The following is a 26,213-nucleotide window of genomic DNA, read 5'->3' as shown; positions in this document are numbered from 1 at the left end:
TCGCAATATTTTGTTACTTTCATAATAGCTTATCGTTAATCCTTCAATTTGAATATTTTTTTAGATTTCTTTTTCCTTGTGGGTAGTTGACAGGCTACAACCTTGATCGCGCACTGCTTTCCCTGATAGAAACAACCGTTTAAGGGTTAAATTCAAAGGGAAGTGCTTCTAAACACTGCCGATGTTTCTCCAATAACTCATGTTGGGTTTCAGCCCCCAATAAAATATCGGCAATCTCATAACTGTAACTATCCTGATTTGCCAATTCTGAGAGTCTCATCCCTGGTTTAACGAAAATATCGACCAAGGTATCGGGAATTTGGTGCTGGAGTTGTTCAACATCCGATTGACTGGGGATGTTAGCCACTAGGGCATCTTCAAAGCGACGTTCTAAAAATTTCGCTGCATATTTGTACTTACCTTGTCGATGGGGAAATTCGGGTTGATTGCCAAGGGCTAAATCAATCATGATTTCGTGGTGAGGCGTACCATCCACTTTTTCAAATAAATCGCCGTGAGACTGAGAGATGCGAGGATTAATTTCTAGAAACCAGGCTTTTTTGTGTTTTTCATCGTAAAAGAACTCCACATTAAAGGGGGCATTATCATAGCCAATGTGCTTGACAAATCGTTTGGCAATGTCTGCCATTTCGTGTTGTTCTGATTGTGTAAGTTTTGACGGATATTGATAGCGAGAAAAGGTAGAACTGTTGGGATAGCGAATGGAATCGACAACACCGTAAACTTCAACCTCTCCCCGAAACACATACCCTTCTAGGGTACATTGGCGACCAGAAATAATATCTTCTGCAATACAATACCGTCCAGGAATACTCGCCACTGCTTCGGGAAGATGGAGATAGTCTAAAAGATCATTGAAAGGTTCAGAAATTTGCTCAATTTGGTTGCGGATGAGGGCAACGCTTTCTTTAAATTGTTGCTCATTGCTAATTTTAAACCCCAGAAAAGACCGAAATGATTTGATCGGTTTAATCCAAAACGGATAATCGAGTGAGATTTTCTCTCGTGCTTTGTCATCAAAGGGATCAAACAGATCAAAATTAGGAATATGTTCAGGAATAGATTGTTTTTGTTCCAACCGACTCCAATATTTATGTTCACACTTGACAACACTTTCAAGAGAAGCAGAGGTCAAGCCTCGTTCCCGACAAAGCATGGGAACCATATCACTAATGGGAAAATCGAAATATCCCACGATCGCGTCAACACTTCCCTCAAAGGCTTTGAGTTTGGCTTCTGCTTTATCTAACAATTCTTGAAAGGAATAATTTTTAACGCCCCGAATCTCTTCATAACGCAGCAAGGCATGAATATTATATTCTGCTGCACGGGGAAGGGATTTAAGTTTAACGAGATTAAATTCATCAAGACCAACAACAAAAATATTTTTAGACACAATCCTGAACCTCGATCCATGTTTTTGCAATCGCACTCCCGCAGGAGAAGGTTTGACTTCTCACCAAGAGTAACGAGAGTCTTAAAGTCTGATTGCTATTTCTTCACTTGCGACTTCTTGACCCTACTATCTGTATCTCTTGATACGGCAAGCCGTATTAAATCAGTGTAAGGCAGCCTTTCTCATTATCTCGATTTTGACGTTAAAATTTCAATAGTGACTCCCAGAATTACGATGATGCACGGCTGTAACTTTCTCTGTATCTAAGACTTTTCCAGATTTCGCTACGCCATAAACCAACCAATGATCGCCACATTCCATGCGATTTTGCACCTGTAATTCTAAATAAGCGAGGGCTTGTTTTAAGATCGGACAGCCATTTTCCGCTTCCTCGGTTTCAATCCCAGCAAAACGGTCTTCCCCTGGAGAATAGTTTTTCATAAACTGTTTTTGCAGTTGTTTGCCTTCGGGGAGAATATTGAGAACAAATGGACTTCCCACGTGCATCAAAGATTCGATCGCGCGTTCTTTAGCAACAGCAACTGTTACCCCTGGGGGAGAAAAAGTCGCTTGAGACACCCAAGACGCAAGCATTCCATTGGCTAATTCTCCTTTTTGGGCTGTTACCACACATAACGCCCCCACCACTCGTCCTAGGGCTTGTTCGGTGCGGGCTGCTTGCGAATCCGTAACATTTTGGCGGGCTACTTGTTTTTTCTGTTTCCGTTTTACTTTTTGGGCAAAATCGGTTCCGGCTTCTTCACAGTATTTGAGAGTGGAATCGGTGGGCTTAAATTTAACTCGAATCGGATCAAAGCCAAAGCGGAAACCCGCATCTTTAATTTTTTGTTCAAGGAGATCAATCGCTTCCCCACTCCACCCATAAGATCCGAAAACACCCGCCAGTTGATTTTTTTCAGCATTGGAGAGAATAACCCCTAACGCCGTTTGCACTTGGGTGGGGGCGTGTCCGCCGAGAGTCGGTGAACCAATGATAAAGCCTGTAGTGTTTTGAAGAACCGATTTGATGGTTTCTGGGTCAGTAAATTCGCAATTAATGGATTCCACAGCGACCCCTGCTTTAGTTACCCCGCGCGCGATCGCGTTGGCAATAGTTGCGGTATTCCCATAAGCTGAAGCATATAAAAGAGCAACTTTTGTCGCTTGCGATTGTTGTCCTTGTAGCCACTCGCGATAAGCATTGGTTAACTCATGGAAGCCATACCGTACAATCGGACCATGACCCGTTCCATAAATCTGAGCCGATTTTCCTTGAAATTTATCTAAAATACTCTCCACTTGACTGGCATGGGGGGCCATTAAACAATCAAAATAGTAACGGCGGTCTTCTTGGTAAACTTGCCAGCCTTCATCAAAAATTTGTTCTCCGCAAACGTGCGCCCCAAAGAATTTATCGGTCAATAAAATGCCTGTTTTTGGGTCATAGGTACAGAGTTGATCCGACCAACGGGGAGTTGGAGTTAATAGAAATTCTAAACAGTGACCTTGACCTAAATCGAGGGTTTCTTCCCCTTTAATTACCTGATAATTGACGCTAGTTTCTCCTAACAATTTTTGCAAAGAAATTGCTGCAGGATTAGAACAAACCAGAGTCACGTCAGGAATAATTTTTAGAATTGCTTTCAGGGTTTCGGCACGATTGGGGTTAACATGACCGAGAATGATATAGTCAATGTCAGAAAGAGAAATGCGCTGTTTAAGAGCAGTCAGAAAAATCTCAGTAAACGACTCCCCTGGGGGATCGAAAAGGGCAGTTTTATCTCCTTGAATCAGATAAGAATTAGCCGTTGTCCCTCGTTGCAGTCCATATTCAATTTCAAATTTTAATCGTTCCCAAGTCCGAGACCGATAGACGGTTGTTTGTGCAGCAATGGGAAGGACTTGTGTATCTCTAGGTTGCATAATAATTAATATTGTGTTTATTAGTTACTTGAGGTACAAGGTGAATCGGTAAATGTTCTTTGTTCATGGTTCGTGGTTCATTGATTAACAACCAACAAAGAACTAAGAACTAAGAACTAAGAACTAAGAACTAAGAACAAAGAACGAAGAACAAAGAACTAAGAACAAAGAACAAAGAACTAAGAACAAAAATTTAGAATGTACCTCATGCTATCCAAGAATTGCGATATTATTTTTCATCTTCTAATAACTCAACCATACCAGTTTGTCCGTCGATTTTGACCAGTTGACCGTCTTGGAAGAGGTGAATGGCGTTAGGAATATCCATCACCGCAGGAAGTCCATATTCACGGGCGATAATTGCACCATGAGAGAGTCTTCCCCCTACTTCTGAGATTAAACCGCCCGCTTGAGCTAGCACAACCCCCCAACCCGCATCAGTATAAGGGACAACTAAAATGGTTTCTTTATCGAGAGTAATTGATTGTGAAAGGTCTTGTACGACTTTAATGCGACCAATGGCTTGTCCTGCACTGGCTGCAATGCCTTGCCAACGCTGTTGAGATCTTAACTGAGGAGAAATCACCACTGAATCGCGCTGTGGCGGGTTACCATAAACCACATAGGGAACTGCGGGAAGTTTTTCATCTTCAGCAAAATTAGAACGCCGATCGCGCAACCGTTGAGACAATTCTTCTCGCAATTTCGGATCATCATTTTTGACTAAATGACGAACTTCCGATAATTTCAGGAAAAAGATATCGCCTTCTTCATTTAAGAGTCCCGTCTGTAACCAGATGCGTTCTAACGCGAGAAAACTCCATCTCAGATGGGCAAGTAAGCGATTATAAACTTCTGCAACTTCTGCTTTGAGATTTAAGCGTTGCTGAACAGTATTTTCTTTCCAACTATGGTTTTTAGATTTTGTCCCATTTTTATTATGGGTCGGTTGTTCCTTAAAGAAAAACTGGGTAAATAACGATCGCGCGGGACGAGGATTTTCTTGCCAACGGGGAACGGCAATATCGGTCGCTGTTTCGCTGAGATACCCATACTGTTTTAACCAATCTTGAAACTGTTCGAGAATACTTTCGCCATCGGGGAGTTCCGCCAGCATCGCAAATAAAGACGGCGCACTCATCGGTTCAATGGTATCCATGGGGACTAAGTTCCGCGCATCTTGGGCGATTTGGGCGAGGGCTTGACTAGAGGAAACTTCGGGTAAAGCGTTATAGTCTAAGGCGTTATCTTCAACCTTTAAAACGGCTTTCCGTAGTGAGAAACTCAAGGGGGAAAGAATATTGTAATAGGTGGCGGAATGAAGGGTGGTTAAAATCATCTCCATACGAGTGAGTAATTGTTGTGGCGATAACTCACTAGCGGGTTGCTGTTGTAATTCTTCTAGAGTGGGATGAAATAATGCGTCTTGATCCTTGGCAAAATCGTTTTCTAATCGCCATTCTCGCATCCCTAAGCGCAATAATCCTGGTACGTTACGCAGGGTTGAAAGAACAGAAGGACGAGTAAATTTTGCCCCACGGGTGAGAAATTCTAAACTTTCTGCGGGGAGTCCCATGCGACGAAAGATTTTCCCCAAGAGAGTCGCGTTAAAATAAGCCCGACTGTAATGTAAGGTGGCGGTTTCGTTAAATTTTAATCCTTTCGCGCGATCGCCAAGAACTAGAGTAAATAATTTTCCCCATACGCCACAGGTCAACGGACGATTAATTGACCAAGTGAGAGGACGAATTAACCCTGGAATCACTTCTGCTGCAATTTTGCGAGTCCAAATCGGTTGTAGGCTAGTAATGGGACGACTTTGTAAAATCCAAAGTTTTTCCCCATCATAAGTCCATTCTATGTCTTGAGGAAAGCCATGAAAGCGGTCTTCTAACTCTCGCGCTAACTGTGCGACATCTTGCAAAAGCGATTCGGGCATATCTCCTTCCCCTTCTATTCTCGGCGGTGAATCAGGAATCACCCGATATTGTTGGGGGGTGGCTTGTCCCGAAACCACGCCAGTTGCTTCTCCAGGGAGGGCTTCAATGAGAACCGCCTCATCCATTTGGGTAATGGGATCGCGACTAAAGGCGACTCCAGAAAAAACCCCTTGAATTTGCTGTTGGACGATCACTGCCATGGCGGACTCTCCTTGTTGTTTTTGGCGACGATATTGGGCAGCCGTGGGATTATTATAAGAGGCTTGACATTGTAAAATTCCATTTTTGAGGGCTTCTCGGTTCGTCACATGAGAAATACTTTGATATTGTCCTGCAGCAGAACTGTCTTCACTGTCTTCTCCCACCGCCGACGACCGAACAATTAAGGGATTTTCTGCCGAGGGAGATGCTAATTCTAGCAGAGGCAGGGGGTCATCTCCTGCGGGGAGAACCCAACCTGTTGGAACGGGATATCCCCAACGTTTGAGTTGAGATAGGGTTGCTGCTTTTTGTCCCACTTTTTTCGCTTTGAGGACATCATCAAGGGAAACGATCGCGCGATCGCCGCGAAAGAATTTAAACATGGAACTATTCTTCCCGTCCTTACTCGGTAAATCAAGGTCATCTGGAATTTTATAGTAAATTGCAAATAACAGGAGAGACAGCGCCATCACAGCAATAATATGAGACGGGGTGTTGATATTCCGCAAGCCAATAATGACAGTCATTAGAACTAATACCCCATTGCGTCCCGCAGCGCGATCGCGCAAAACGGTAAAACTTATCCCACTAATCAATAAAATTAATCCTGCGCCAAGAGGATCATGAGCCAGGATGCCCCACATCACATTTGTCGTTCCCGCCCCTTTTCCTCCCCAGTAACGTCCTATCACGAGGGCGATTAAAGCCACCAGTTCCCAAACGGGATCAGTTGGGAAAAAAGAACGCGCCAATAAGACCACAGCAATTCCTTTTCCCGCTTCGGAAACAACAGCGAAAATGCCAGCAACTTTACCACCATGATAAAACGCTGCTGATACCGAAATATTGCCTGTGCCAAGGCGTTTTAAGTTTTGTCCAGTTAACCCTAAGGTTAACCAGTGAATGAGGGGTAACGCGCCTAAAATCGGGCAGAGAAGGAAAATGAGGAACGCCCCACCGAGTTGTGTTAAGGTCATACGCGATTTAAGAGGGAGTTATCAGTGACCAGTTATCAGTGACCAGTTATCAGTGACCAGTTATCAGTTATCAGTGACCAGTGACCAATGACTAATGACTAATGACTAATGACTAATGACTAATGACTAATGACTAATGACCAATGACCAATGACCAATGACTAATGACTAATGACCAATGACTAATGACCAAGCCACTTTAAAATAATGGATAGCGTTCTTTATCTATCCTGATGAACCGTCAACATAAAAATTCATCTTCTCAGTCTGAGAATCAATCATGGTTCAGCGCGATCGCGTCTGTGTGGAAAAATACAACGAATCGTGTGCAAACGTTCCTCCCTTTGCAAAAAGCAACAGCAAAACTCAGCCAATGGTTTACCGTTTCGGAAACCGAAATGGCAGAAATTTTAGAACGAGTTCGCGCGGAACTCCCCACGACTGAGATTATTTTAGTGGGAAAACCCCAAGCGGGCAAAAGTTCCATTGTACGGGGGTTAACGGGAGTATCTGCGAACATTGTTGGGGAAGGCTTTCGACCTCATACGCAACATACCGAACAATATCCTTATCCCTCCGCAGAGTTACCATTGGTGATTTTTACCGATACCGTAGGCTTAGGAGACATTAAAGAAAACACGCCTCTGATTATTCAGGATTTACAGGACAATTTAGAGAATAGTTCCGAACACCGCGCTCGCATCATTATTTTAACGGTCAAGATTAATGATTTCGCCACGGATACCCTAAGACAAACAGCAGTTGACTTACGGAAACAAAATCCTGATGTACCTTGTTTGTTAGCAGTCACTTGTTCCCATGAAGTCTATCCCCTAGATGTGGAAAATCATCCCGACTATCCCCCAGAGTTTTCAAGTGTCCAACGTCCGTTTCATAAAATCCAAGAAACCTTTTCTGGCTTGTACGATCGCGCAGTTTTAATTGACTTCACTTTAGAAGAAGATGGCTATACCCCTGTTTTTTACGGCTTAGAAGCCCTTCGTGACCGTTTGGGAGAGTTACTCCCCGAAGCGGAAGCAAAAGCCATGTATGAGTTATTAGACACCTCTGTGGGTGATAAACTAGGGAACTTGTATCGGGATGTGGGACGACGGTATATTCTGGCGTTTTCTATTATTGCAGGAACGGTGGCTGCAGTTCCTTTACCCTTCGCGACAATGCCCGTTTTGACGACCTTACAAGTGTCGTTAGTGGGCTTACTAGGGAAACTGTATGGACAACCATTATCTTTTTCGCAAGCGGGTGGAATAGTGAGCGCCATTGCAGGCGGATTTTTTGCCCAACTGGTGGGACGAGAATTAATTAAATTTATTCCTGTTTTTGGCAGCGCGATCGCTGCATCTTGGGCTGCTGCTTATACTTGGGCGTTAGGAGAAGGGGCGTGTGTTTATTTTGGGGATTTAATGGGTGGGAAAAAACCCGATCCCCAAAAGATTCAATCAGTGATGGAAGATGCGTTTCAAGAGGCAAAAGAACGGTTTCAGAAAAATTAATTTGTTGTTGGTCATTCTTAGCCATTTCTGATTTAGGCAATAGGGAATTAAAGATTCATCTGTTTAACAACTCACTTTTTCCCAACTTTTTCACTTTCGGAAATTAGGTTTAAAAAAAGAGCTCGAAAACCATAGATAGCTGTAGCAGTTTCTCTTCTAAAAATCTAAAAACAACGTTGGGTGGTACTACCAACGTTGATGAATCACCCGAATCACTTTATCTAAGGAGAATTATCGATGTCTTTAAAATTGACTAAAGCAAGACTCTTCGCTCTCAGTCTTCTTTCTGCGAGTGCTATCATTTTACCCTTGTTAGGAAGCACGCCTAGCAATGCTCAAGTCTCTTCGCCTCAGACCCCAGAAACCGAGTCTGACAGCCCCACTACTGACCCCACAACTTCAGAAACCGAGTCTGACAGCCCCACTACTGACCCCACAACTTCAGAAACCGAGTCTGACAGCCCCACTACTGACCCCACAACTTCAGAAACCGAGTCTGACAGCCCCACTACTGACCCCACAACTTCAGAAACCGAGTCTGACAGCCCCACTACTGACCCCACAACTTCAGAAACCGAGTCTGACAGCCCCACTACTGACCCCACAACTTCAGAAACCGAATCTGACGAATCGAGTCGTAATGGTTTGAGCCAATACTCACCCGATGAAGCACCAATGCTGAAAGTTGGTAGTACGGGAGAGGCTGTCAAGGATTTGCAAACTTTCCTCAGAAATGAAAGATTTTATACTGGCGCTGTTGATGGCAACTTTGGATCTGATCTAGAGTCAGCCGTCAAGGAATTTCAGACATCTGAGGGCTTAACGTCTGATGGTATTGTTGGACCAGAGACTTGGGAAGTAATGAGTAATTTTAGTAATTCTGAAGAATCTAATCAATCTAGCGAGATGCAATCACCCACTGGAGATTCCGAGGACTCTTCTGGCAGTGAGCTTCCTTAGTTTTCTTGCCAGAGCAATTCTAAATCAGTTGTCAATTATCCCCCCTTCACTGCCTTGAGAAAGGGGGGAAGCTAGGAAAGATCGATTAATCAAGTTTTTATATGAAACACAAAAAAGTGTGCGACATACCTATCCCCCCAACCCCCCTTAGAAAGGGTGGCTAATGGGGGATTATTAAACCAGTTTTATGTAGCAACCATAAGTGGATTCCACATTACACAAGAATTAGAACTGCTATAGCAGCACGTATTCAGGTTAGGACATTCCAAAATGTTGAAACTCACCTATAGCGTTTCCTAGTTGGTTGAGGTACGTAATGCGAGTCGGTGGATGTTCATGGTTCATGGTTCGTGGTTCATTGATTAAAAACCAACAAAGAACAAAGAACCAAAATTTAGAATGTACCTCATGAGATTAGGAAGTGCTATATACCTTAAAGAAGCGTGAAAACTGCTATATATTCCAGTTTTAAGAAAGAAGGACTTGCCTTGTCGGGGGGGCAAGGCAAACCCCAAAACCTTAATGGTTAGACTTTAACTGTTGTTCTGTTACCCACGCACTATGAAAGCCATAGGGAACTCGTTGCGGAATGATCACTCGCGCCACAGGGTCAGCGGTGAAATTTTTCCCATCGATGACCAATAATTCAGAAGTTTCGGTTTGATGGTCATGAACCAAAGTCAGTAACCAGCCATCATCTTCTTGGGTACTCCCCAGACGGGGAACAAAAGAAGGATCGCCACCATAGCGTCCTTCCCCAAAAGAATGAAACTCAGAGATTTTCTCCTGAAAATCATGTTTAATCACTCCCGAAAACAGAGGCGTTTCACTATTTGCCATTTGCGCGGTATAACCGTAGCGAGTGGGATAACCTAACCAGCGATCATTTAAAGCTGGAAACTCCGAGGGAGTCGGTTCTAAGTTTTCTTCTTTGACGGTTCCTGTGGTCAAATTAAACCGCCACTGATGCAACCGGGGAATATCTCCTTCAGGATCGCTAAATGCACTGTCATTGACGAGAACATTAGTTGAACTCATCCGACAAGCAATTAAAACCACCTCATCCCCTTCTTCATAAGCATTGAGGGTATGGAAAACATAACAGGAGGGGGCTTCAAACCAGCGAATACTATTTTTGTCACCATGACGGGGCATGATCCCAAAACGTGCCGGTTGATCCCGTTCAAACATCAGGGCTGGTTCTCCCCGTTGCAGGCGTTCCACACTAAACGTCAGGGGTAAATCCAGAAAGATTGTATAGTGCTGGGTAATTGCACAATCGTGCATTAAAACCCCTCGGGGTAAGTCAATGGGAATTGTCCATAACAGTTCCCCAGCCGAAGAAACCAGACTGTACTGGAGAAAGGGCGGTTCCGCGAGAGAATAACCATAGGTGATCATTTCTCCGGTGACGGGATCAACTTTCGGGTGCGCCGTAAAGGAAGAGGAGAGTTTGCCGTTATAGGTTTGAATGCCAATGGTTTCTAAGTCTGGGACTTGGAGGGCATGAGGTGCACCGCCTTCCCAAAGGGCTAGCAGTTGACCGCTATGCCAAACTAGGGCTGTATTGGCTACATTTTTAACGGTACCGTCTGGGTTTTGATCGCTCGGTTCCAGGAGTCCTTTCCAGAGGGCTTGACCCGCTTCTTGTTCGGTTTCAAAGCCTTGGGTGCGAACATAGCGATTGCGATAGGTTGCCTCACCCTGATGTAAACGAATGCCGTGAACCATGCCATCCCCATCAAACCAATGATAGGTTCCGGGCGGGGTAAATTGAGGGTTGGGACCATTACGGACAAACATCCCAGAAATTTCGACGGGGAGTTCACCGATAATCTTGAGGTTTTCCGCCGTTGTTTCTTCTCGGATCGGGGCATAATTCCCTTCTAGGTAAGGGTTAACTTGGGTTGCTGTCATTTTAATTGCCTGCTTCAAAAATACGAGTGCTCGATAACTGCAATTCAGGAAAAACATTCGATTGTAAAATTTGATTGGCTCGAAAACATTGGGTTTGATATTCACCGTTGACTAACTGACACACGGTAATTGTCGGTTGTTTGGGTTGACCTAAATATCGCACTCCCCCTAAAGCGCGATAATCGACAATCCAATATTCAGAAATCCCCATTGCTTCATATTCTATAAACTTATGCCCATAATCATCTCGCCAATTGGTACTGACCACTTCAATGACTAAAGGAATCGTTGCACCGTTTTTCAACACTGAGGCTTGTGACCATTGGGGTTCATTGTTCAGCAAGTTACGGTTAATGACAGTGACATCCGGTTGATAGCCAGATCGGGGGTGTGAAGGTTTCACCAGACAAGTTCTTGGAATCGAATAAGGCAGTTGATGACGACGGATTTCTAAGTTTAATTCTGCTACGAGAAACCCACTAATATCTTCATGCGTCCCCGTGGGCAACATTTCAATGATTTCTCCTTCAATTAACTCGTAGCGCTTGCCATCATGGGGATACCAATTGCAAAATTCTTCAAAACTAATCGGTTGAGTTTGAGTTAGCATCAGAGGCGTTGATTGGTTATGGTGAATGCACTACTTTAATTGTAAAATCTCAGGCAAATAATAGAACAGTTACTAGTGACTAATGACCAATGACTAATGACTAATAAAATGATTCAATTAAAAATTTGGCAGTGGATTGTTTTAGTAACGCCGTTTATTTCTATTATTCTCTTTTTCCTGATTGCAGCAGGATTACAAATTCAAGCCTGGGGAATTAGTTGGATTTGGGGCGTTGTTGCTTTTGTTTTCCTCGGTTGGCGTTGGTTACTAGCAAAATGGACAAAACCCGCTTTTGATGACATGGAAACGATTACCGAAACCATTAACCAAGAGTTAGCAGCCACTGAGATTGAAACGGAAGATCAAGAGATTAATCAGCAAGTGGAAACCGCTTTACAAAAGATTCTGAAAGAGGCACAAAATGATCCGCCCATTTGGGAAGATTGGCAATTATTTTGGCATCGCTGTCAAGAAGTGGTTAGCGCGATCGCGCAGATTTATAATCCAGAAGTGAAATATCCCCTGCTTAATATTTATATCCCCCAAGTGTATAGCTTAATGCGAGGGACGGTGGATGATGTGGATCAGTGGATGCAAAAACTGTCTCCGGCGTTAAATCAAGTGACAGTGGGACAAGCGTATCGCGCTTATGAAGTTTATCAGCGCGTGCAACCCTCTGCACAAAAAGCCCTCAAGGTCTGGAGTTGGGCGCGATGGGTGATTAATCCTGCTGCTGCATTAGCCCAACAAGTGAGTCAAGGATACAACCAACAAGCGAATCAAGAATTACTGGGTAATCTCTCGCAAGTGTTACGTCAAGCAGCCTTGAGACAACTTGCCCAACGCGCGATCGCGCTGTATAGTGGCAAAGATTCGGCAACTGTTCCAGAAATCTCATCCTCTCCGCAAGAATTTCCTCAAGCGCAAACCCAAACCATTCAAGAGATTTTAGAAGAAGCGCAACCGCAAGCGGAAGTCGAACAAAAACCAGTGAACTTGCTGCTGATTGGGCGCACTGGTGCGGGAAAAAGTAGCGTTATTAATACCCTGTTTCAATCGCAACAAGCGGAAGTGGATGTGTTACCCAGTACCGATGAAATCGAAAGTTACTATTGGGAAAGTATTAGCGGAGATCGTTTAACGCTTTGGGATACCCCCGGTTATGAACAGGTGAGTGGCGGTGAGTTGCGCGAGTTAGTGTTAGATTACGCTACCACTGCGGATTTACTGCTATTGGTGACCCCAGCTTTAGATCCCGCTTTAGCAATGGATCATGAGTTTCTGCAAGAGGTAACAACAAAAATTGAAGATTTACCCATTATTACTGTTGTTACCCAAGTGGATCGCCTGCGCCCGATGCGGGAATGGAATCCCCCTTATGATTGGGAACAGGGAATGCAACCGAAAGAAAAAAGCATTCGTAACGCCACTGAATACCGCAAAGAACAACTAGGGAACTTTTGTCAAGAAGTCTTCCCCCTTGTCACTTGGGATGCGGATAGCCAACGAGACGGCTGGAATACCGAACAACTATCCTTTGCGTTAATGAATCGGATTACACCTGCTAAACAGTTGCGTCTAGGGCGATTTCTGCGCGATCGCGCTGCCCAAAGTGCCACCGCAGCCAAAATCATTGATCGTTACACTAAACAAATGACCACAACGCAAGGGGTGACAGCACTGCTCAAGAATCCTATTTTAGAATATATCTCTACTTTCTCCACTGGTTCCCCAGCTTTAGGAAAACTTCTCCTCGAACAGATTCCAGTGGAAGAACTTCCCCTCGTCATTGGAAAACTACAGATGGCGTATGAATTATTTAGTCTGTTTAATAGCGAAAGTAAATTGTATGAATTTGATCTGCGATCGCTGTGGTCATTATTATTAGATCATTCCGAGTCTCCAGAAAAAAATGCCTTTGCCTTTGGTCATGCGTTGATTGCTTATTGGACAAAAGGATTAAGTGTCAGTCAGTTGCGAGAAACCTTTGAAGAATATTTAGAAGAGTAATCCTAGTCACGATTTAAGAAGTTTTCAATAGTGGTTACTAATTCTTTGAGGCGCACTGGTTTCGTCAAATAGTCATTCGCCCCCGCTTCTAAGCAGCGATCGCGATCGTTTTCCATGGCTAAAGCTGTTAAAGCAATAATCGGCACAGTCTCATTCCCATCACTCCGAATTTGTTGAATCGCTTCGAGCCCATCGAGATCTGGCATTTGGATATCCATTAAAATCAGATCGGGTTGCTGCGATCGCGCAAGGTTAATTGCTTCCAGTCCATTATTAGCGACAATCAGACGATACCCTTTTGCTTCGAGATAGCTTTTCATCGTTAGGATATTGGCTGAATTATCCTCTGCCATCAAAATTAAAGCAGGGGTTTGCTCTTCAGTGACGGTGATTTCTAAATCCGATGGAGTAGTTGTTTCAGCAGATGCTGCCCCCATCATATAAGGCAATTCAATGGTAAAACAACTGCCCACCCCCACTTCACTGCTGACACTGACTTCTCCTCCGTGAAGTTCCACGGTCCGTTTGACTAAAGCCAACCCTAATCCCGTTCCTTCATATTTTCGATTGAGAGTGCTATCCACTTGCACAAACGGTTGAAATAGCTGATTTAAGTTCTCTTGTCTAATGCCAATTCCAGTATCACTGACAGCAATCTGCACAGCAGCAGGGCGAGAGGTTGTTTCTTTTTTCGTGTTGACACTCAGGGTAATTTTTCCGCCTTCAGGAGTAAATTTGACAGCATTGGTGAGTAAATTAATTAAGACTTGGCGGATGCGCCGTTCATCAATCCATAACTTTGGCAGATTAGAAGGCAGTTGCGTTTCCAGTTTGATTTGCTTTTTGTAGGCTTGTTGTTTGATAAATACGAACGCAGACTGGCACAAGGGTTCCACTGCAGTAGAAGCGCGATCGAGTTCCATTTTCCCTGATTCAATTTTTGAGAGATCTAGAATGTCATTAATCAGAGAGAGTAAGTGGGAACCACTGCGCTCGATCGTGTCCAAAGACTGCATCTGTTTTGGATTGAGAGAGCCGTAGATTTGTTCTTTGAGTCCTTCCGTCATCCCTAAAATGGCATTGAGGGGCGTTCTCAGTTCATGGCTCATGTTCGCCAGAAATTCATCTTTAAGGCGAGTTGCCCGTTCTAGTTCGGAATTGGTGCGTTGTAATTCTGCTTCTGCTGCTTTGCGATCGCTGATATCGACCACGACGCAAACACAACGAGCATCTTTTTCCGATAACAACGCAACACCCAGCAACACCGATACACGCTTGCCATCTGAACGCAGGTACTCCTTTTCAAAGGGTTGGATCTCGCCATGGCGTTGCAACTGCTCCTTCGCCCGCTCATCCGCTTCGATATGCTCTGGGGGCGTGATCTCTACCCAATTAATGCGTTCGGCTTCTAAATCGGCTCGGCTATAGCCAATAATGTCTAGAAATTGATCATTGGCATCCGTGATCTGACCGCTAAAATCAGTAAACATCATCCCGACCACATTAGACTCAAACACTCGTCGAAATTGAGTTTCGCTAGCTTGCAAGGCGAATTCTGTTTGTTTTCGTTCTGTAATATCTTGACAGACACAAATCATTAATCCTTCATCTGTTAGCGTCAAAGAAATCCCTTGGTCAAAAGTTGAACCGTCTTTACGAGTCGCAACGGCTTCTCCTTGCCAAAAGCCCTTTTTCGCCAATGTAGGGAAGACTTCCTGCTCAAACCAAGTGACTTGCTCTGGAGAGTAGAAACTCCGCCAAGACTGACCGAGCAATTCTTCTTGACTTTCATAACCCAATAGCTCGACATGGGCTTGATTCAAATAAAGATAAGTGTCTCCTTGTGAAATACTGATGCCATCAACCGCAGCTTCAATGGCAGCAAGTTGCCGTTTCATCGCCAAGTTAGCTGCTTTACGTTCGCTAATATCCTGGATTGTGGTTACTAAGCCAATCACTTCATTGCGACTATTTCTGAGCGGGGCGCGATTGACTTCAACCCATGTTTCTTGCTGGGCAATATTAATAATGTGTTGTTCCACTCCTAATTTAGGTTGACCCGATCTCATTACCTCTTGATCGTCTTGGTGGATTTTCTCAATCTGACTGGTATGAAGCAGAAAATCAAAATCAGTCTTTCCTTCCACCGCAGCAGGAGAAGGGAGGCGGGTGAGATTCGCGTAGGTCTGATTACAACCTAAAAATACCGAGTCGCGGTTTTTCCAAAAGATGGGGAAAGGCACGCTATCGAGAATCGCTTCAATAAATTGCTGAGATTCTACAAGGGCAGTTTCTGCTGCTTTACGTTCAGTGATATCAAAGTGAATGCCCAAATATTGAAAGGGTTGTCCAGTCTCATCTAAAAAAGGGACAAGGGTACTATTAACCCAATAGAAGTCTCCCTGTTTGGTACGATTGCAAATTTCTCCACGCCAGACTTCACCGCTATGTAGGGTTGCCCACAAATCCTCGAAAAATTCTGGGGGATGATAATCTGATTTCATGAGGTGATCGGTTTGACCCATGAGTTCTTTGCGGGAATAACCGGATAAGTTACAGAAGGCATCATTGACATAAGTGATCACTCCTTGAGAATCAGTAATGGCAACAACGGCAGCTTCATCAAGAGCAGCTTTAAAGGTTGAAAGTTCCTGAATTAAATTTTGACGCTCTGCTGTGGCTTGTTTATAGTCAGTAATATCAATATTAGAGCCAATGATGCGTTCTGGTTTTCCTTGCTCGTTCCGCACTAATAAACTTTGGGCTTCGATCCAGCGAATTGATCCGTCAGGATGAATAATCCGAAATTCGGTGACAAATTCTTGTTCCCCTTGAATGGCTCGCTCAATTTGATGAATGGTTTCAGCAGCATCTTCAGGATGTAAGGTGTCTTGCCAACTTTTGACAGTGCCTGTAAACGCATCAGGATCGACACCAAAAATTTCATACATCCGTTGATCCCAAATTAGCCGATCACTCACAAAATCCCACTCCCAGATTCCCATTTCTGCAGCTTGAATGGCTATTTGTAAGCGTTGCGATACATAACGGAGTTCTGCTTGTTGATCCTCTAAAACTGCTGCTGCTTCTGCTTCTGGCTGTTGGGTAAGATTCTGGATGACACCTTGAGATTTGAGAATTCCCTGCGCTTCTTGTAGGCGTTTTTTCGTCGTTCGCAATTCTTGTTCAAGTTGTTGACGCTGTTGTCGTTCTGCTTGTAGTTGTTCTTGGGTAATAAGTTGTTGCAGCGCGATCGCGAGTTGGTTGATGATAGGTTCTAAGGTTTCGATGTCCTCCTCTTGTGATACTTGATCATTTTGCTTGATGATCAATAATCCCCAAATCTCTCCTTGAATAGGAATCGGAAACACCAGACTCGGGAAACCGATCTCCTCACATGAGTTAATCACCTGTGGCGTGTTTATCGCTGCTAGCTGTTGTCGCCATTGTTCACCAGTGGTAGGATCAATGACTGTTGCAGTCTCACTGGCAGAATCAGCAACGATTTCTCCTGTATGATTGGGATAAAATTGATAAACCAGAGCGCGATCGCTGCGGAAAAAGGCTCGCACTTCCTCGACAGCTACTGCTAAAAGGTCTGTTTGATTCTGACAAGCATGAAAACGGTTAAAAATATCAAACATCTGTTTTTTTCGTTAGGCTGACCTTTCTGAAGCTCTGGGTGCTACTAGTAACTGGATTATGTGATGGCAAGCCTTGCGGGAAGCTGTCAGCAGGAACAATTCTGATCGCCCAGAGATTATAGATTGAAGATTGCACTGCCAGGAAAGCAGCACTGTCAAGATTGCGCTCATCCACATTGACACTCTGTTGGGTCTGATAACATAACCCAAAAACCTAAATGATGTTATCAGGAAAATTTATTTTTCATGCTACCACAGAATTGTGTGATTTGAATCAGAAAATTAAATTGAATTTAACGAATTGATGATTTAGTTAAAATTAGGGTCATGAAGCTCATCCCTCGATCTTCAGAACGAATTGGTACAGTGGTTGTGAAATGCCCAATAGAAAACAGTTCACGATTCAGAAATATTTTAAGCTGAGTCAATTGGACTCTAGGTAACGACAGCAATGAGATCATGACGAAACGGATTTTAATTACAGGGGTTAGTCAAGGCTTAGGTCGCGCCATGGCTGAAAACTTTATCGCAGAAGGCTGTACCGTTGTCGGTTGTGCGCGAAATGAAACAGCCATTCAAGACCTTAATCAAACTTATGGAAAACCTCATTCTTTTACCGCAGTTGATGTTTCCGATGAAGCGCAAGTGGAACAATGGAAGGATCAACTTTTAGCTAATTATGATCCCCCTGATCTGGTTGTGAATAATGCAGCATTAATTAATCAATCCACAGAATTCTGGAATGTTCCAACCGCAGAATTTGACCAAATTATTGATGTCAATATTAAAGGCGTTGCCAATGTGATGCGTCAATTTTTACCCGCCATGATGGCAAAAAAACAGGGAATTATTGTTAATTTTAGTTCAGGTTGGGGACGTTCCACTTCTCCCCATGTTGCTCCTTATTGTACAACCAAATGGGCAATTGAAGGCTTAACCCGCGCGATCGCGCAAGAACTCCCTTCAGGGATGGCTGCGATTCCTTTAAACCCAGGCATTATTCATACAGAAATGTTAGAAACTTGTTTTGGTAGTAGTGCAGCCAGCTTTACCCCTGTTAATGCTTGGGTCAAAAAAGCCGTTCCCTTTTTACTAAACATTCAACCCAAACAAAACGGTCAACCCTTAACAGTTCCTGCTTAAAATTGAGAAAAAAAATGAGTGAAGAAGCACAAACGGTTCTTGAAGTCAATGATTCCTTTTATCGCGCCTTCGAGAAAAAAGATATCACCACCATGAATCAAATCTGGTGGCAAGGAAACGGCAGCATTTGTATTCATCCGGGTGGTAAGCTAATTCAAGGTTGGGATAACATTCGCACTTCTTGGGAAAAAATATTCCAAAATACCGATTATTTAGAAATCAATGTCGAAGTGGTGACAACAGAAGTCGATTACGCGATCGCGCAAGTAATTGTGATGGAAAATGTGATGCAAGTGCAGCGACGAAGAAAAATCCAAGCCCAATCTTTAGCCACGAATACCTTCCGCAAAATGGCACAAAAATGGTATCTTATCCATCATCATGGCAGTCCAATTATGTCCAATTAAAATAGGATTTATAATTGATCAATTCTGAGCATCAATTGGTTAATCAAAGTGACTTAAACAAATGAGGTGAAACGTGACAACAGAGCCATTACAATCTTACAATGCCGTTATTAAACATACCCTAGAAAAAGCAATCCAGCTTGCAGAACAATCCCCAAAAGATCAGACTCTGAATCAGCGAGGAATTGCAGGTTTCTGCCAACTACAAGGTCCCACAGGCGGTGGTAAAACGAGTTCACTTTATCGAAAAAGTAATGCCGACAGAATTGCACCAGCTTTAGAACTGATCAAAAATTTTAATCGACAAGCCATCTTTGTCACCCACAGATGGAACATTCTTCATGACATTTTTCATAGCATTGCTACGGCAAAAGATAGCCAGGGTCAGCCTTTATCGGTGAGCATTGTATATGCTCAATATGAGAATGTTGTTTCAGCCGTTACCCAAACTCCCCTCCCCCATGAAACGGGGACGAACTCATCTGATCTACCAGATCCTTTTGCTTCAATTGAGCGTCTCAAAAATGACGAATTATTCACCTCTGAAAATCTTGAGGAAGAACTGAAGCAAACCTGTAGTGCGATCAAATATGCAAGCCGTACAATTAATTCTAAAAACGCTAAACTTTACCACAAATATATCGCTTGGGAAAAGGAAGACTTGAGAAAATCCTGCGCTTCACTTGAGTCTAGCCTACTCGACAATATGGCTAATTTAAAACAAAAAGTCGAAAAACAAATAAAACAGTTTGGGAATGATAGTAAAGCTGTAAAATCTGCTCAAAAGCGTCTTAATAAGTTTAGAAGTAACTGTTGGATTAGACGTATTTTTCCCGCAATTTGTTGGCATGACCAGCAGCAGCATCTGCTAATTATGACCACTCACAAACTCTTTTCATCCTTTTATGATGGTCAGCATAAAGTTCGCATTTCCGATAATCGCTTGAAGGATCACGTCATTTTTATTGATGAATTTGATTATCAAGCTGATGTCCTTCAGAAACTCTTAGCACAAACCCAATTGGTACAAGAACCGCCTGAGTGTATCGGGCAACTTTTAGAAAATGGAAAAAGACTATTGCAGCGCATGCAATATGTTAAATCTGAATCCGTTCGAGAAATTAACAATCGACTCAAAAACTTTCTTGATGAAATAGAGCAAGAGTTAAAAACTAAAAATATCGATCTCAGATCGTCACGAGCTTTGGTTGTTCCGTTGAAAGACTATCAAGAGAACAAAACCTTCAGCGAACAATTTTTATTTCGTTCCGATCATTTAGTTACCAGTCAGCCCTTAGCGATGCGTCGCTCTAAACATGGCTATGAAATTGAACAAAGAAAAGTAGAGGACAATGAAACTGAAGAAGCGGTCGATGTTGGCAGTTTCTTACGTTTAATGGAGAAATTTATCCGCGAGTTTAGCCTGATGATCTCCGATATTTCTTCAACTGAAGAGGAAGCGAGAGACTATATTAAAAAGCTCAGTAAACTACTGTTTGATCCCGCCAATGATTATCGTCCATCCCATTACAGTTCAACTTTACCTAATTTGTCCTCGTATTTTTTACCAAAAGCAAATCTGGTTGAGTTAAGACCTCTGACTAAAAGCAATATTCTCCCCAATACTCATGCTCATGTTTATGGTTTAACGAACTGGCTCCTGAAGCAAAATACATCAGAAATAGACCTTGATCCACTGCGAATTGAAATTAGACGAGCCTTTCTCCCCACCACACCAGAAGGACTTTTGCTCTCATTAGCAAGCAGAAACCTAGTCTTTGCCCTTTCCGCAACTTCTTACATAGAGCGTGCCATTGGTCATTTTGATACTCGTTGGCTGACATCTGCACTCAAATATCTTGCTGAAGCTCGAAACCCAAGCATCACCAAAAGCTATTTAGGCACTGAGTTTAGTGATAGAAAGGAATCCTGGTTTAAAAAGCCGATTCCCTATGTGCAATCGGAGGCTGATTTAGACCTCCAGCACAACATGATTGAACAAGTGAGCGCAGAAAAGGCTTCAATCAGACAAACTACTTTACAAGTAAAGGTCAATGAATTCGACTCAACCCAGCAAAGTCATGAAGGGAGAGAAATGCTTGATTCATTAACACCAGACTTTTTCCAGCAAAATGAAAAACCCATTTCCGATGCTGTGAAAAAGCATCGTCAAAAAGTGCTGAGCCAGTTACTTCATGTTATTAACTTGGCTGGGAAAAATAAACATCACCAAGGGCAACTTGCTTTTGTTAACTCTACAAAATACTTGAGAAAATGGTTACTTGAACCACAGGCGCAACAAAATCGAGAGTTTATTTCTTGGTTACAACTTGATAACGACTTTAGTTCAATCTTACAGAATCACTCCCATCAAAAGACTTTTGACCCAAAGATATTCAATGATGTTTTTATTCCCGTTGTGATTCATGACGCACCTGCAATTATTTGTTTACTAACGGCAGAATCTCAAAAGAGAACTGGCTTTAGCGATGCGTATCAAGCTGCATTTGACACCAATCGAATTGTCCTCATATTAACCCAGACGGCTTCTGCAACCAATGGCATCAACTTAGACTTTTCTCTTCCTGATTCTCAGGAGCAAATGGATCTGACTTGTTTATACCTGTTGGAAGCCCAGCATTTTTACTTTTCCCCCTTTGAGGATAGTGATGACACTGGAGATAAAATGTCCCATGCTGGCTTTCAGTTGAGGAATCTCGACAAACTTTGTCGAGTAGGAGAATTATCTCATTACGAACATAAAAAAAATATATTACCTTTGATGACCAATTCTCAGAAGGAAATTTCAATCCTCAACAAACGTTATAAGCGCTCTGATGACTATATTAAAAATACGGCAGCCAATGTTCAGCAACAAGTGGGTCGTATTGAGCGAGCTTGGCGAAAGACTCCTCAAGTTGAAATTCATTTAACATCTGAGATCGCGAAAGCACTGAGTCAATTTGCATCAATGCCCACCTTCAGTAATAACCGTCGATTGATCAGTAAGCTCAATATTCAACTTTTGGAAGCGTTACTGAAACGATGCAAAAGGGCGCAAGGTGATTTTATAACTGATCTCATGACACCCACTCAAACAGGAGAGAAAGCGGTTGAGATCATAGATCAGCAATTAGTTCCTGCAATTCGTCAGTCACGGGAGAGTGAAAAGGAAACTGATAAACTTGCACAATTATGGCACTATTTAGGTCAAGCCATTCTGAAACAAGACTATGGATGGAATCCCAACAGTAGTCAATATGGTCTTAATATTCCTCTGCAAGAGTGGGCTTGTTGTGAGAGACCTCCTGAGAGCATTCCTGATGGCGATATCTGGTACAATCCCAAAACCTGGCAATTTTTTAGCTCTCCTGGTGAGAATCGAATCCGATATTATCCAGAAGGGTTATATGAGCAGATCCAAAGACGCGATGCTATCCTTGATTGGTTTAATCAAAGGGGTTACAGAACATCTATTTTTCCCTTTGCTAACGAGACAGAGGCAAGATACCCATTTCATCCTCTAGTTGTCCAGCGATTACTTCAAGGTCGCTTAGGAGAAGAAGCAATCAGAGCCTTACTCAATGACAGAGGAATAAAAACTCACACAAGGCTTAACCATCCTAGTGTCTTAGAACTCTATGACTTTACTGTTTCTGATTCTGACTTTCGTGTCGATGCCAAATTCTGGAATCAACGTAGCCAAGATCAAGCAGACTTAGAATATCAAGAATGGCTAGGACAAGGAGCAGACCCAAACCAAGCGCCTCTCGATTTAATCAACAAACTTGAGCAAATCCGAGCAGCAGAGGGGGAAAACATAAAGTTAGCAGTCTTAAACTTTGTAGCGATGAGAGAAGATGCTCAGTTACTGGGCTTTGACAACACACTCAAACCAGTGACACTAGTTAGTCAAGCCGATATCTTAATTTTGGGTGGTTGTGTCACTGAAAATGCCGACAATACCTCTACTCCTGGCTTTGAAGAATTCATAAAATTACTTTTTCATAATTGCAATGTCAATGAAAAGGAGGAATTCGATGCAATTGAATAAGGATGACAACATACGCCAACTGCCACTTTCACACACACTTTATCGAGATGATGAAATTGACGCGAGTAAAGCAGAACGACTGGTTGTCTATCACTACCCATTGCTAAAGAGCTATCGTTGGCAAGAGTGGGTAGATCACTTGGATTCTCAGTTATCTTATCAATACTATCCATATCTGATGCGGAACTATAATGAACGGTTTGGTTTATTTGTTGCTCTTGACTCTACTGATGATGAGCCACCTGTGATCAAAAATAGTGATGGTATTCACCTTTCTCCTGAAAGGATACGCTACACCCCTGAAATGAATCCCGTCTGGATCAGGCTCATTATGCGTAAGGCAGTCGCGTTTGGTAATCATTGCAGAGGAAGTCATACCAAGGGACAACCCTTGCTGAAAATTGACGTTTGGCAAGGGAAAAAGAGTACAGGGATTAATGCGATGAGCCTAGATTGTCGAACTCAACAATTAGCTGATCAAAAGACGACTGAAGTGGTTCTCTCTTATGAGAACGTTCCCTTAAGACCCCTCAAACCTGAAGAAGATGTTCTTAAGTGTAGGTCTCCTTTATGGATATATGGTGAAAAAAATGTTCTCATGCGATGGATACCCACTAAGGGAAACCAGCCATCAAGGACAATATACAAAACAATTCCAAAAAACAAAAATCGTCGGCAAAATCGTCCTTTCCTCGATCTCTCATCCGTTGAGGCACTGGAAAAAAGTCGGTGCTATATCCTCAAATCTGTTCAACAGGAGTTGATCAAGCAGGCTGCAGAATTTGGATTTGATTTAGAACCCAAAGTCCTCAACTTAAAGTCCTTACTGACTCAGACAAAATATAAATCTAACTCTTCTACTCAAAGTGTAATTACGAGCATCCCATTGAATACTAAGGTCGATGTTTTGGATATGAGGATGTCGAAAGCGATACCAGCTTCAGAAATCGTTAGTCGTATCCAGCAAGCCCTAGATAATAAAAAATTAGGGACACAACTGAGTCTATTACCTGATATTGAACCCCATGATCTTTCTAAGCTCGAAGTCCAGAATCAGCAAAGAATTCTAATATTAATTGATCAACTAAAAGGTATCGTTGATGATCGATATCCCTTAACTGAAACCTTGAGGACACAAGTTGCTTGTCAGCATATTAATGTTAACCCTCATGATTTGAGCAGTGATTCAGTGGAAGCTGGACTCCTTGTTGAACAAACTGATGATAATGATGAGACTATTTTAATTCCTGAAGTAGATTCAAAATATTACGAATACGACCTCTCTCAGTTTGATACCAAACTCTGCCAAGAAGAATTAACTAGAAAGGCAGAAATTGTGATTAAAGAGCTTGAACTGAAATACTTACTACTGAATCAAGACGCAAAGATCAGCACATCACTGCCTCAGCAAAAAGATTTGCTTACCGAAAGCCTCATTGTAATCACTGATGGCTATCTATTTACAGTAAAAAATGATAGACCTGTGATGCTTCCCTTTAATTCCTTAAATTCAAATTGTGTTAGGGATTGCAATGAGGTGCTGAATTCTTTTAACACATCAGTTCAGTCTCTGCTTACACTTCTAAACGAAAAATGGCCCTATAATTACAAACCTAAAGTTGTTATGGAGGGATGCAACAGTTCTCCAGAAAAGCTCACAAAATTTTTACGCAAGTTGACTATTGTGATTCACAAATCCGAGACGGTATCAATCTATTTTCAAGATCCTCAATATGAGACCCCCTACATGATTCCTCTCCATCTAGAGGAGATGAGAAAAACTTTAAACTCGCAAAATCATCTGAAATTCCCCATTGAGAGATGGCAGCTTCCTCCTCAAGAGAAAATGATGAAAGAGGTTGAACAACTTACAGAGGAAGGAGAGTTAACTGTTAGTAAAAAGAAGGGATTATTACAAGAGCTAGATACTCTAATTCACTGTTGGTATAAAACATTGAAAGAGATGTGCGATGAAGGTTCAACAGTAGTTGATTATCAGGAAATCAAGAAAGATTTTTCAAGGCGTTTGTTAGAAATCAGAAATGCTCGCTTGAAACCTGACGAAAAACCTAAATCAAGAAATCCTTCAAACTTAATATCTTCTTGGACAACTTTGTTATCTCGGGTTTTTGAGCTTCCTTTGGGGGATGTTAGACAATGGTTGCGCGAAGTTCCAGGAATTCAAAAATTATGGCACGATCCAGAACAAGGATACTATGTTGTTGGAGGGCTAGCTCCTCTTAAAAAACAACTTCAACGCCAACCGAGTATCCGACAATGGCACGCTTTACAAGGAGAACTCGATACTAACTTACTGACGAAGCTGCTTGATGTGGACTGGGTTCGGATCAATCAGCTAGCGGGTAATCCTTGTGTTGCTACATTAGTCAAACGATGGCGTGAGTGTCAATCTAACCCTGATGAAGCAGATGCACCACTGAAATACTAACAGGTAAAAACCAAAGGACAACTTTAACCGCTTCTCACTTGCTGGATAAATTCTAAACAAGCACTGGTAAACGCGGTTGTCGATTCATAAGGTAAAACATTCCGTCCTGGAAGCAATTTCGCTTCCCCATTGGGTAAGGCTTGACAATATTGAATCATTCGTTCTTCAGGAGATTCAACGGCGCTGTCTCGACTAATACTCGATGCTGATTCTCCCATTAAAACGAGGGTGGGTTCGGAAATGTGCGCGATCGCGCTTTCATAATTTCTCCGCCAAAACCCTGCTAAAAAGGAAAAAACAGCATGACGAGTTTCTACATTGTCCGCACCCGCTTTCAACATATCCAGCCATTGCTGATCCACATCGTCTGTCTTGTCGAATAATTGACGAACCGAAAACGACTCTAGAAAGTTACGGCGACGGGCATAACGATAAAATAACCCACCAATGGGAGAATTAAACAAATTCCATAACAAATTCTGTTGTCGGGATGTTTTTTCTGTGGTGATAATAGACCAAGCTGGGGGTCCTCCTAAAATCAAACCCGCAATTCCTGGTTCTGGCTTTAAGTCTAATAACGACAGCGCAATGGGAAAAGAAGCCCCTTGAGAAATTACCACTACTGGCTTTTTGATTACCATTTCAATTAAATCTTTTAACGGTTTGGCAAAATCTTCGGGAGTGTAAGGAATACGGGGTAACGCAGTTTCGCCACAACCTAATAAATCAGGATTATAAATCGTTTCAAACCCGCCTCGTCCTTGCCATTGTTGACAAAAGCGATACCAAAATTTTCGCGACAAACCAACCCCAATGGGATGAATCAATAGTAAAGCGATGGGAGAGGGGTCGCCTGTAACGGTAGATTCCCAAACTTCATAAGCACATTGATAGTTATCACTCGTGTAAAATTGAGTTTCTGGAGATTGCATCATTTGGTCATTAGTCATTAGTCATTTGTTATTTGTTATATAGCAGTTCTAAATCATTCGTAAAAAGTTGATTAATCATTCCCCCCTTACAAAGGGGGGTTAGGGGGGATTCCCC

14 protein-coding genes are annotated in these 26,213 nt (G+C 42.6%); 7 read left to right on the top strand and 7 right to left on the bottom strand.

What is annotated here, in order from left to right:
• Nucleotides 1–139: 139 nt before the first annotated feature.
• From PCC7418_RS18945 to PCC7418_RS18935, 3 genes are all read right to left on the bottom strand, one after another.
• Complete coding sequence (locus PCC7418_RS18945; protein WP_015227797.1) at nucleotides 140–1,417, bottom strand: ATP-grasp domain-containing protein; 1,278 nt, start codon at nucleotides 1,415–1,417, stop codon at nucleotides 140–142.
• Nucleotides 1,418–1,627: 210 nt separating this feature from the next.
• Complete coding sequence (locus PCC7418_RS18940; RefSeq protein ID WP_015227796.1) at nucleotides 1,628–3,340, bottom strand: diflavin flavoprotein; 1,713 nt, start codon at nucleotides 3,338–3,340, stop codon at nucleotides 1,628–1,630.
• 229 nt (nucleotides 3,341–3,569) lie between these two features.
• Nucleotides 3,570–6,458 carry a glycerol-3-phosphate acyltransferase gene (locus PCC7418_RS18935; RefSeq protein WP_015227795.1) on the bottom strand — a complete coding sequence of 963 codons (2,889 nt, stop codon included), beginning with the start codon at nucleotides 6,456–6,458 and terminating at the stop codon, nucleotides 3,570–3,572.
• Nucleotides 6,459–6,691: 233 nt separating this feature from the next.
• On the opposite strand from PCC7418_RS18935, the gene PCC7418_RS18930 reads away from it, so the two are divergent.
• Both PCC7418_RS18930 and PCC7418_RS18925 read left to right on the top strand, forming a co-directional pair.
• Nucleotides 6,692–7,972 (top strand): GTPase family protein, encoded by a 1,281-nt coding sequence (locus PCC7418_RS18930; RefSeq protein ID WP_015227794.1) that lies wholly within the window; start codon nucleotides 6,692–6,694, stop codon nucleotides 7,970–7,972.
• Nucleotides 7,973–8,209: 237 nt separating this feature from the next.
• A complete protein-coding gene (locus PCC7418_RS18925; protein ID WP_015227793.1) occupies nucleotides 8,210–8,932 on the top strand; it encodes a peptidoglycan-binding protein in 723 nt (240 codons plus the stop codon).
• A 519-nt stretch (nucleotides 8,933–9,451) separates the two neighbouring features.
• Here the strand turns inward: PCC7418_RS18925 and PCC7418_RS18920 are convergent.
• A complete protein-coding gene (locus PCC7418_RS18920) occupies nucleotides 9,452–10,849 on the bottom strand; it encodes a carotenoid oxygenase family protein (RefSeq protein ID WP_015227792.1) in 1,398 nt (465 codons plus the stop codon).
• Nucleotide 10,850: 1 nt separating this feature from the next.
• Nucleotides 10,851–11,459, bottom strand: coding sequence for a Uma2 family endonuclease (locus tag PCC7418_RS18915; RefSeq protein WP_015227791.1), 609 nt, complete (start codon nucleotides 11,457–11,459; stop codon nucleotides 10,851–10,853).
• A gap of 108 nt (nucleotides 11,460–11,567) precedes the next feature.
• Here PCC7418_RS18915 and PCC7418_RS18910 point away from each other — a divergent pair, with 108 nt between their 5' ends.
• Nucleotides 11,568–13,469 carry a GTPase family protein gene (locus tag PCC7418_RS18910; RefSeq protein WP_041596821.1) on the top strand — a complete coding sequence of 634 codons (1,902 nt, stop codon included), beginning with the start codon at nucleotides 11,568–11,570 and terminating at the stop codon, nucleotides 13,467–13,469.
• A 2-nt stretch (nucleotides 13,470–13,471) separates the two neighbouring features.
• Here PCC7418_RS18910 and PCC7418_RS19600 read toward each other — a convergent pair whose 3' ends face one another.
• Entirely contained in the window at nucleotides 13,472–17,113 is a 3,642-nt protein-coding gene (locus PCC7418_RS19600; RefSeq protein ID WP_015227789.1) for a PAS domain S-box protein, read from the bottom strand.
• A 459-nt stretch (nucleotides 17,114–17,572) separates the two neighbouring features.
• On the opposite strand from PCC7418_RS19600, the gene PCC7418_RS18900 reads away from it, so the two are divergent.
• From PCC7418_RS18900 to PCC7418_RS18885, 4 genes are all read left to right on the top strand, one after another.
• Nucleotides 17,573–18,256, top strand: coding sequence for an SDR family oxidoreductase (locus PCC7418_RS18900; RefSeq protein ID WP_015227788.1), 684 nt, complete (start codon nucleotides 17,573–17,575; stop codon nucleotides 18,254–18,256).
• A gap of 14 nt (nucleotides 18,257–18,270) precedes the next feature.
• Nucleotides 18,271–18,663 (top strand): nuclear transport factor 2 family protein, encoded by a 393-nt coding sequence (locus PCC7418_RS18895; protein ID WP_015227787.1) that lies wholly within the window; start codon nucleotides 18,271–18,273, stop codon nucleotides 18,661–18,663.
• Nucleotides 18,664–18,736: 73 nt separating this feature from the next.
• Nucleotides 18,737–22,717, top strand: coding sequence for a hypothetical protein (locus PCC7418_RS18890; RefSeq protein ID WP_015227786.1), 3,981 nt, complete (start codon nucleotides 18,737–18,739; stop codon nucleotides 22,715–22,717).
• Nucleotides 22,704–25,166, top strand: a complete 2,463-nt coding sequence (locus PCC7418_RS18885; RefSeq protein WP_015227785.1) for a hypothetical protein — start codon at nucleotides 22,704–22,706, stop codon at nucleotides 25,164–25,166. The genes PCC7418_RS18890 and PCC7418_RS18885 overlap by 14 nt, the downstream gene beginning before the upstream one ends.
• A 23-nt stretch (nucleotides 25,167–25,189) precedes the next feature.
• Here PCC7418_RS18885 and PCC7418_RS18880 read toward each other — a convergent pair whose 3' ends face one another.
• Nucleotides 25,190–26,116, bottom strand: a complete 927-nt coding sequence (locus tag PCC7418_RS18880; RefSeq protein WP_015227784.1) for an alpha/beta fold hydrolase — start codon at nucleotides 26,114–26,116, stop codon at nucleotides 25,190–25,192.
• Between the last annotated feature and the right edge of the window lie 97 nt (nucleotides 26,117–26,213).

The organism is Halothece sp. PCC 7418 (assembly GCF_000317635.1).
In the GTDB taxonomy this organism is placed as follows: domain Bacteria; phylum Cyanobacteriota; class Cyanobacteriia; order Cyanobacteriales; family Rubidibacteraceae; genus Halothece.
The sequence above is the reverse complement of the archived record's forward strand: the minus strand, read 5'-3'. Positions and strand labels throughout refer to the sequence as shown.

Coding starts and splice junctions, on each gene's coding strand:
- PCC7418_RS18940 (WP_015227796.1), bottom strand. CDS start 3,340: ATGCAACCTAGAGATACACAAGTCCTTCCCATTGCTGCACAAACAACC.
- PCC7418_RS18935 (WP_015227795.1), bottom strand. CDS start 6,458: ATGACCTTAACACAACTCGGTGGGGCGTTCCTCATTTTCCTTCTCTGC.
- PCC7418_RS18930 (WP_015227794.1), top strand. CDS start 6,692: ATGAACCGTCAACATAAAAATTCATCTTCTCAGTCTGAGAATCAATCA.
- PCC7418_RS18925 (WP_015227793.1), top strand. CDS start 8,210: ATGTCTTTAAAATTGACTAAAGCAAGACTCTTCGCTCTCAGTCTTCTT.
- PCC7418_RS18920 (WP_015227792.1), bottom strand. CDS start 10,849: ATGACAGCAACCCAAGTTAACCCTTACCTAGAAGGGAATTATGCCCCG.
- PCC7418_RS18915 (WP_015227791.1), bottom strand. CDS start 11,459: ATGCTAACTCAAACTCAACCGATTAGTTTTGAAGAATTTTGCAATTGG.
- PCC7418_RS18910 (WP_041596821.1), top strand. CDS start 11,568: ATGATTCAATTAAAAATTTGGCAGTGGATTGTTTTAGTAACGCCGTTT.
- PCC7418_RS19600 (WP_015227789.1), bottom strand. CDS start 17,113: ATGTTTGATATTTTTAACCGTTTTCATGCTTGTCAGAATCAAACAGAC.
- PCC7418_RS18900 (WP_015227788.1), top strand. CDS start 17,573: ATGACGAAACGGATTTTAATTACAGGGGTTAGTCAAGGCTTAGGTCGC.
- PCC7418_RS18895 (WP_015227787.1), top strand. CDS start 18,271: ATGAGTGAAGAAGCACAAACGGTTCTTGAAGTCAATGATTCCTTTTAT.
- PCC7418_RS18885 (WP_015227785.1), top strand. CDS start 22,704: ATGCAATTGAATAAGGATGACAACATACGCCAACTGCCACTTTCACAC.
- PCC7418_RS18880 (WP_015227784.1), bottom strand. CDS start 26,116: ATGACTAATGACCAAATGATGCAATCTCCAGAAACTCAATTTTACACG.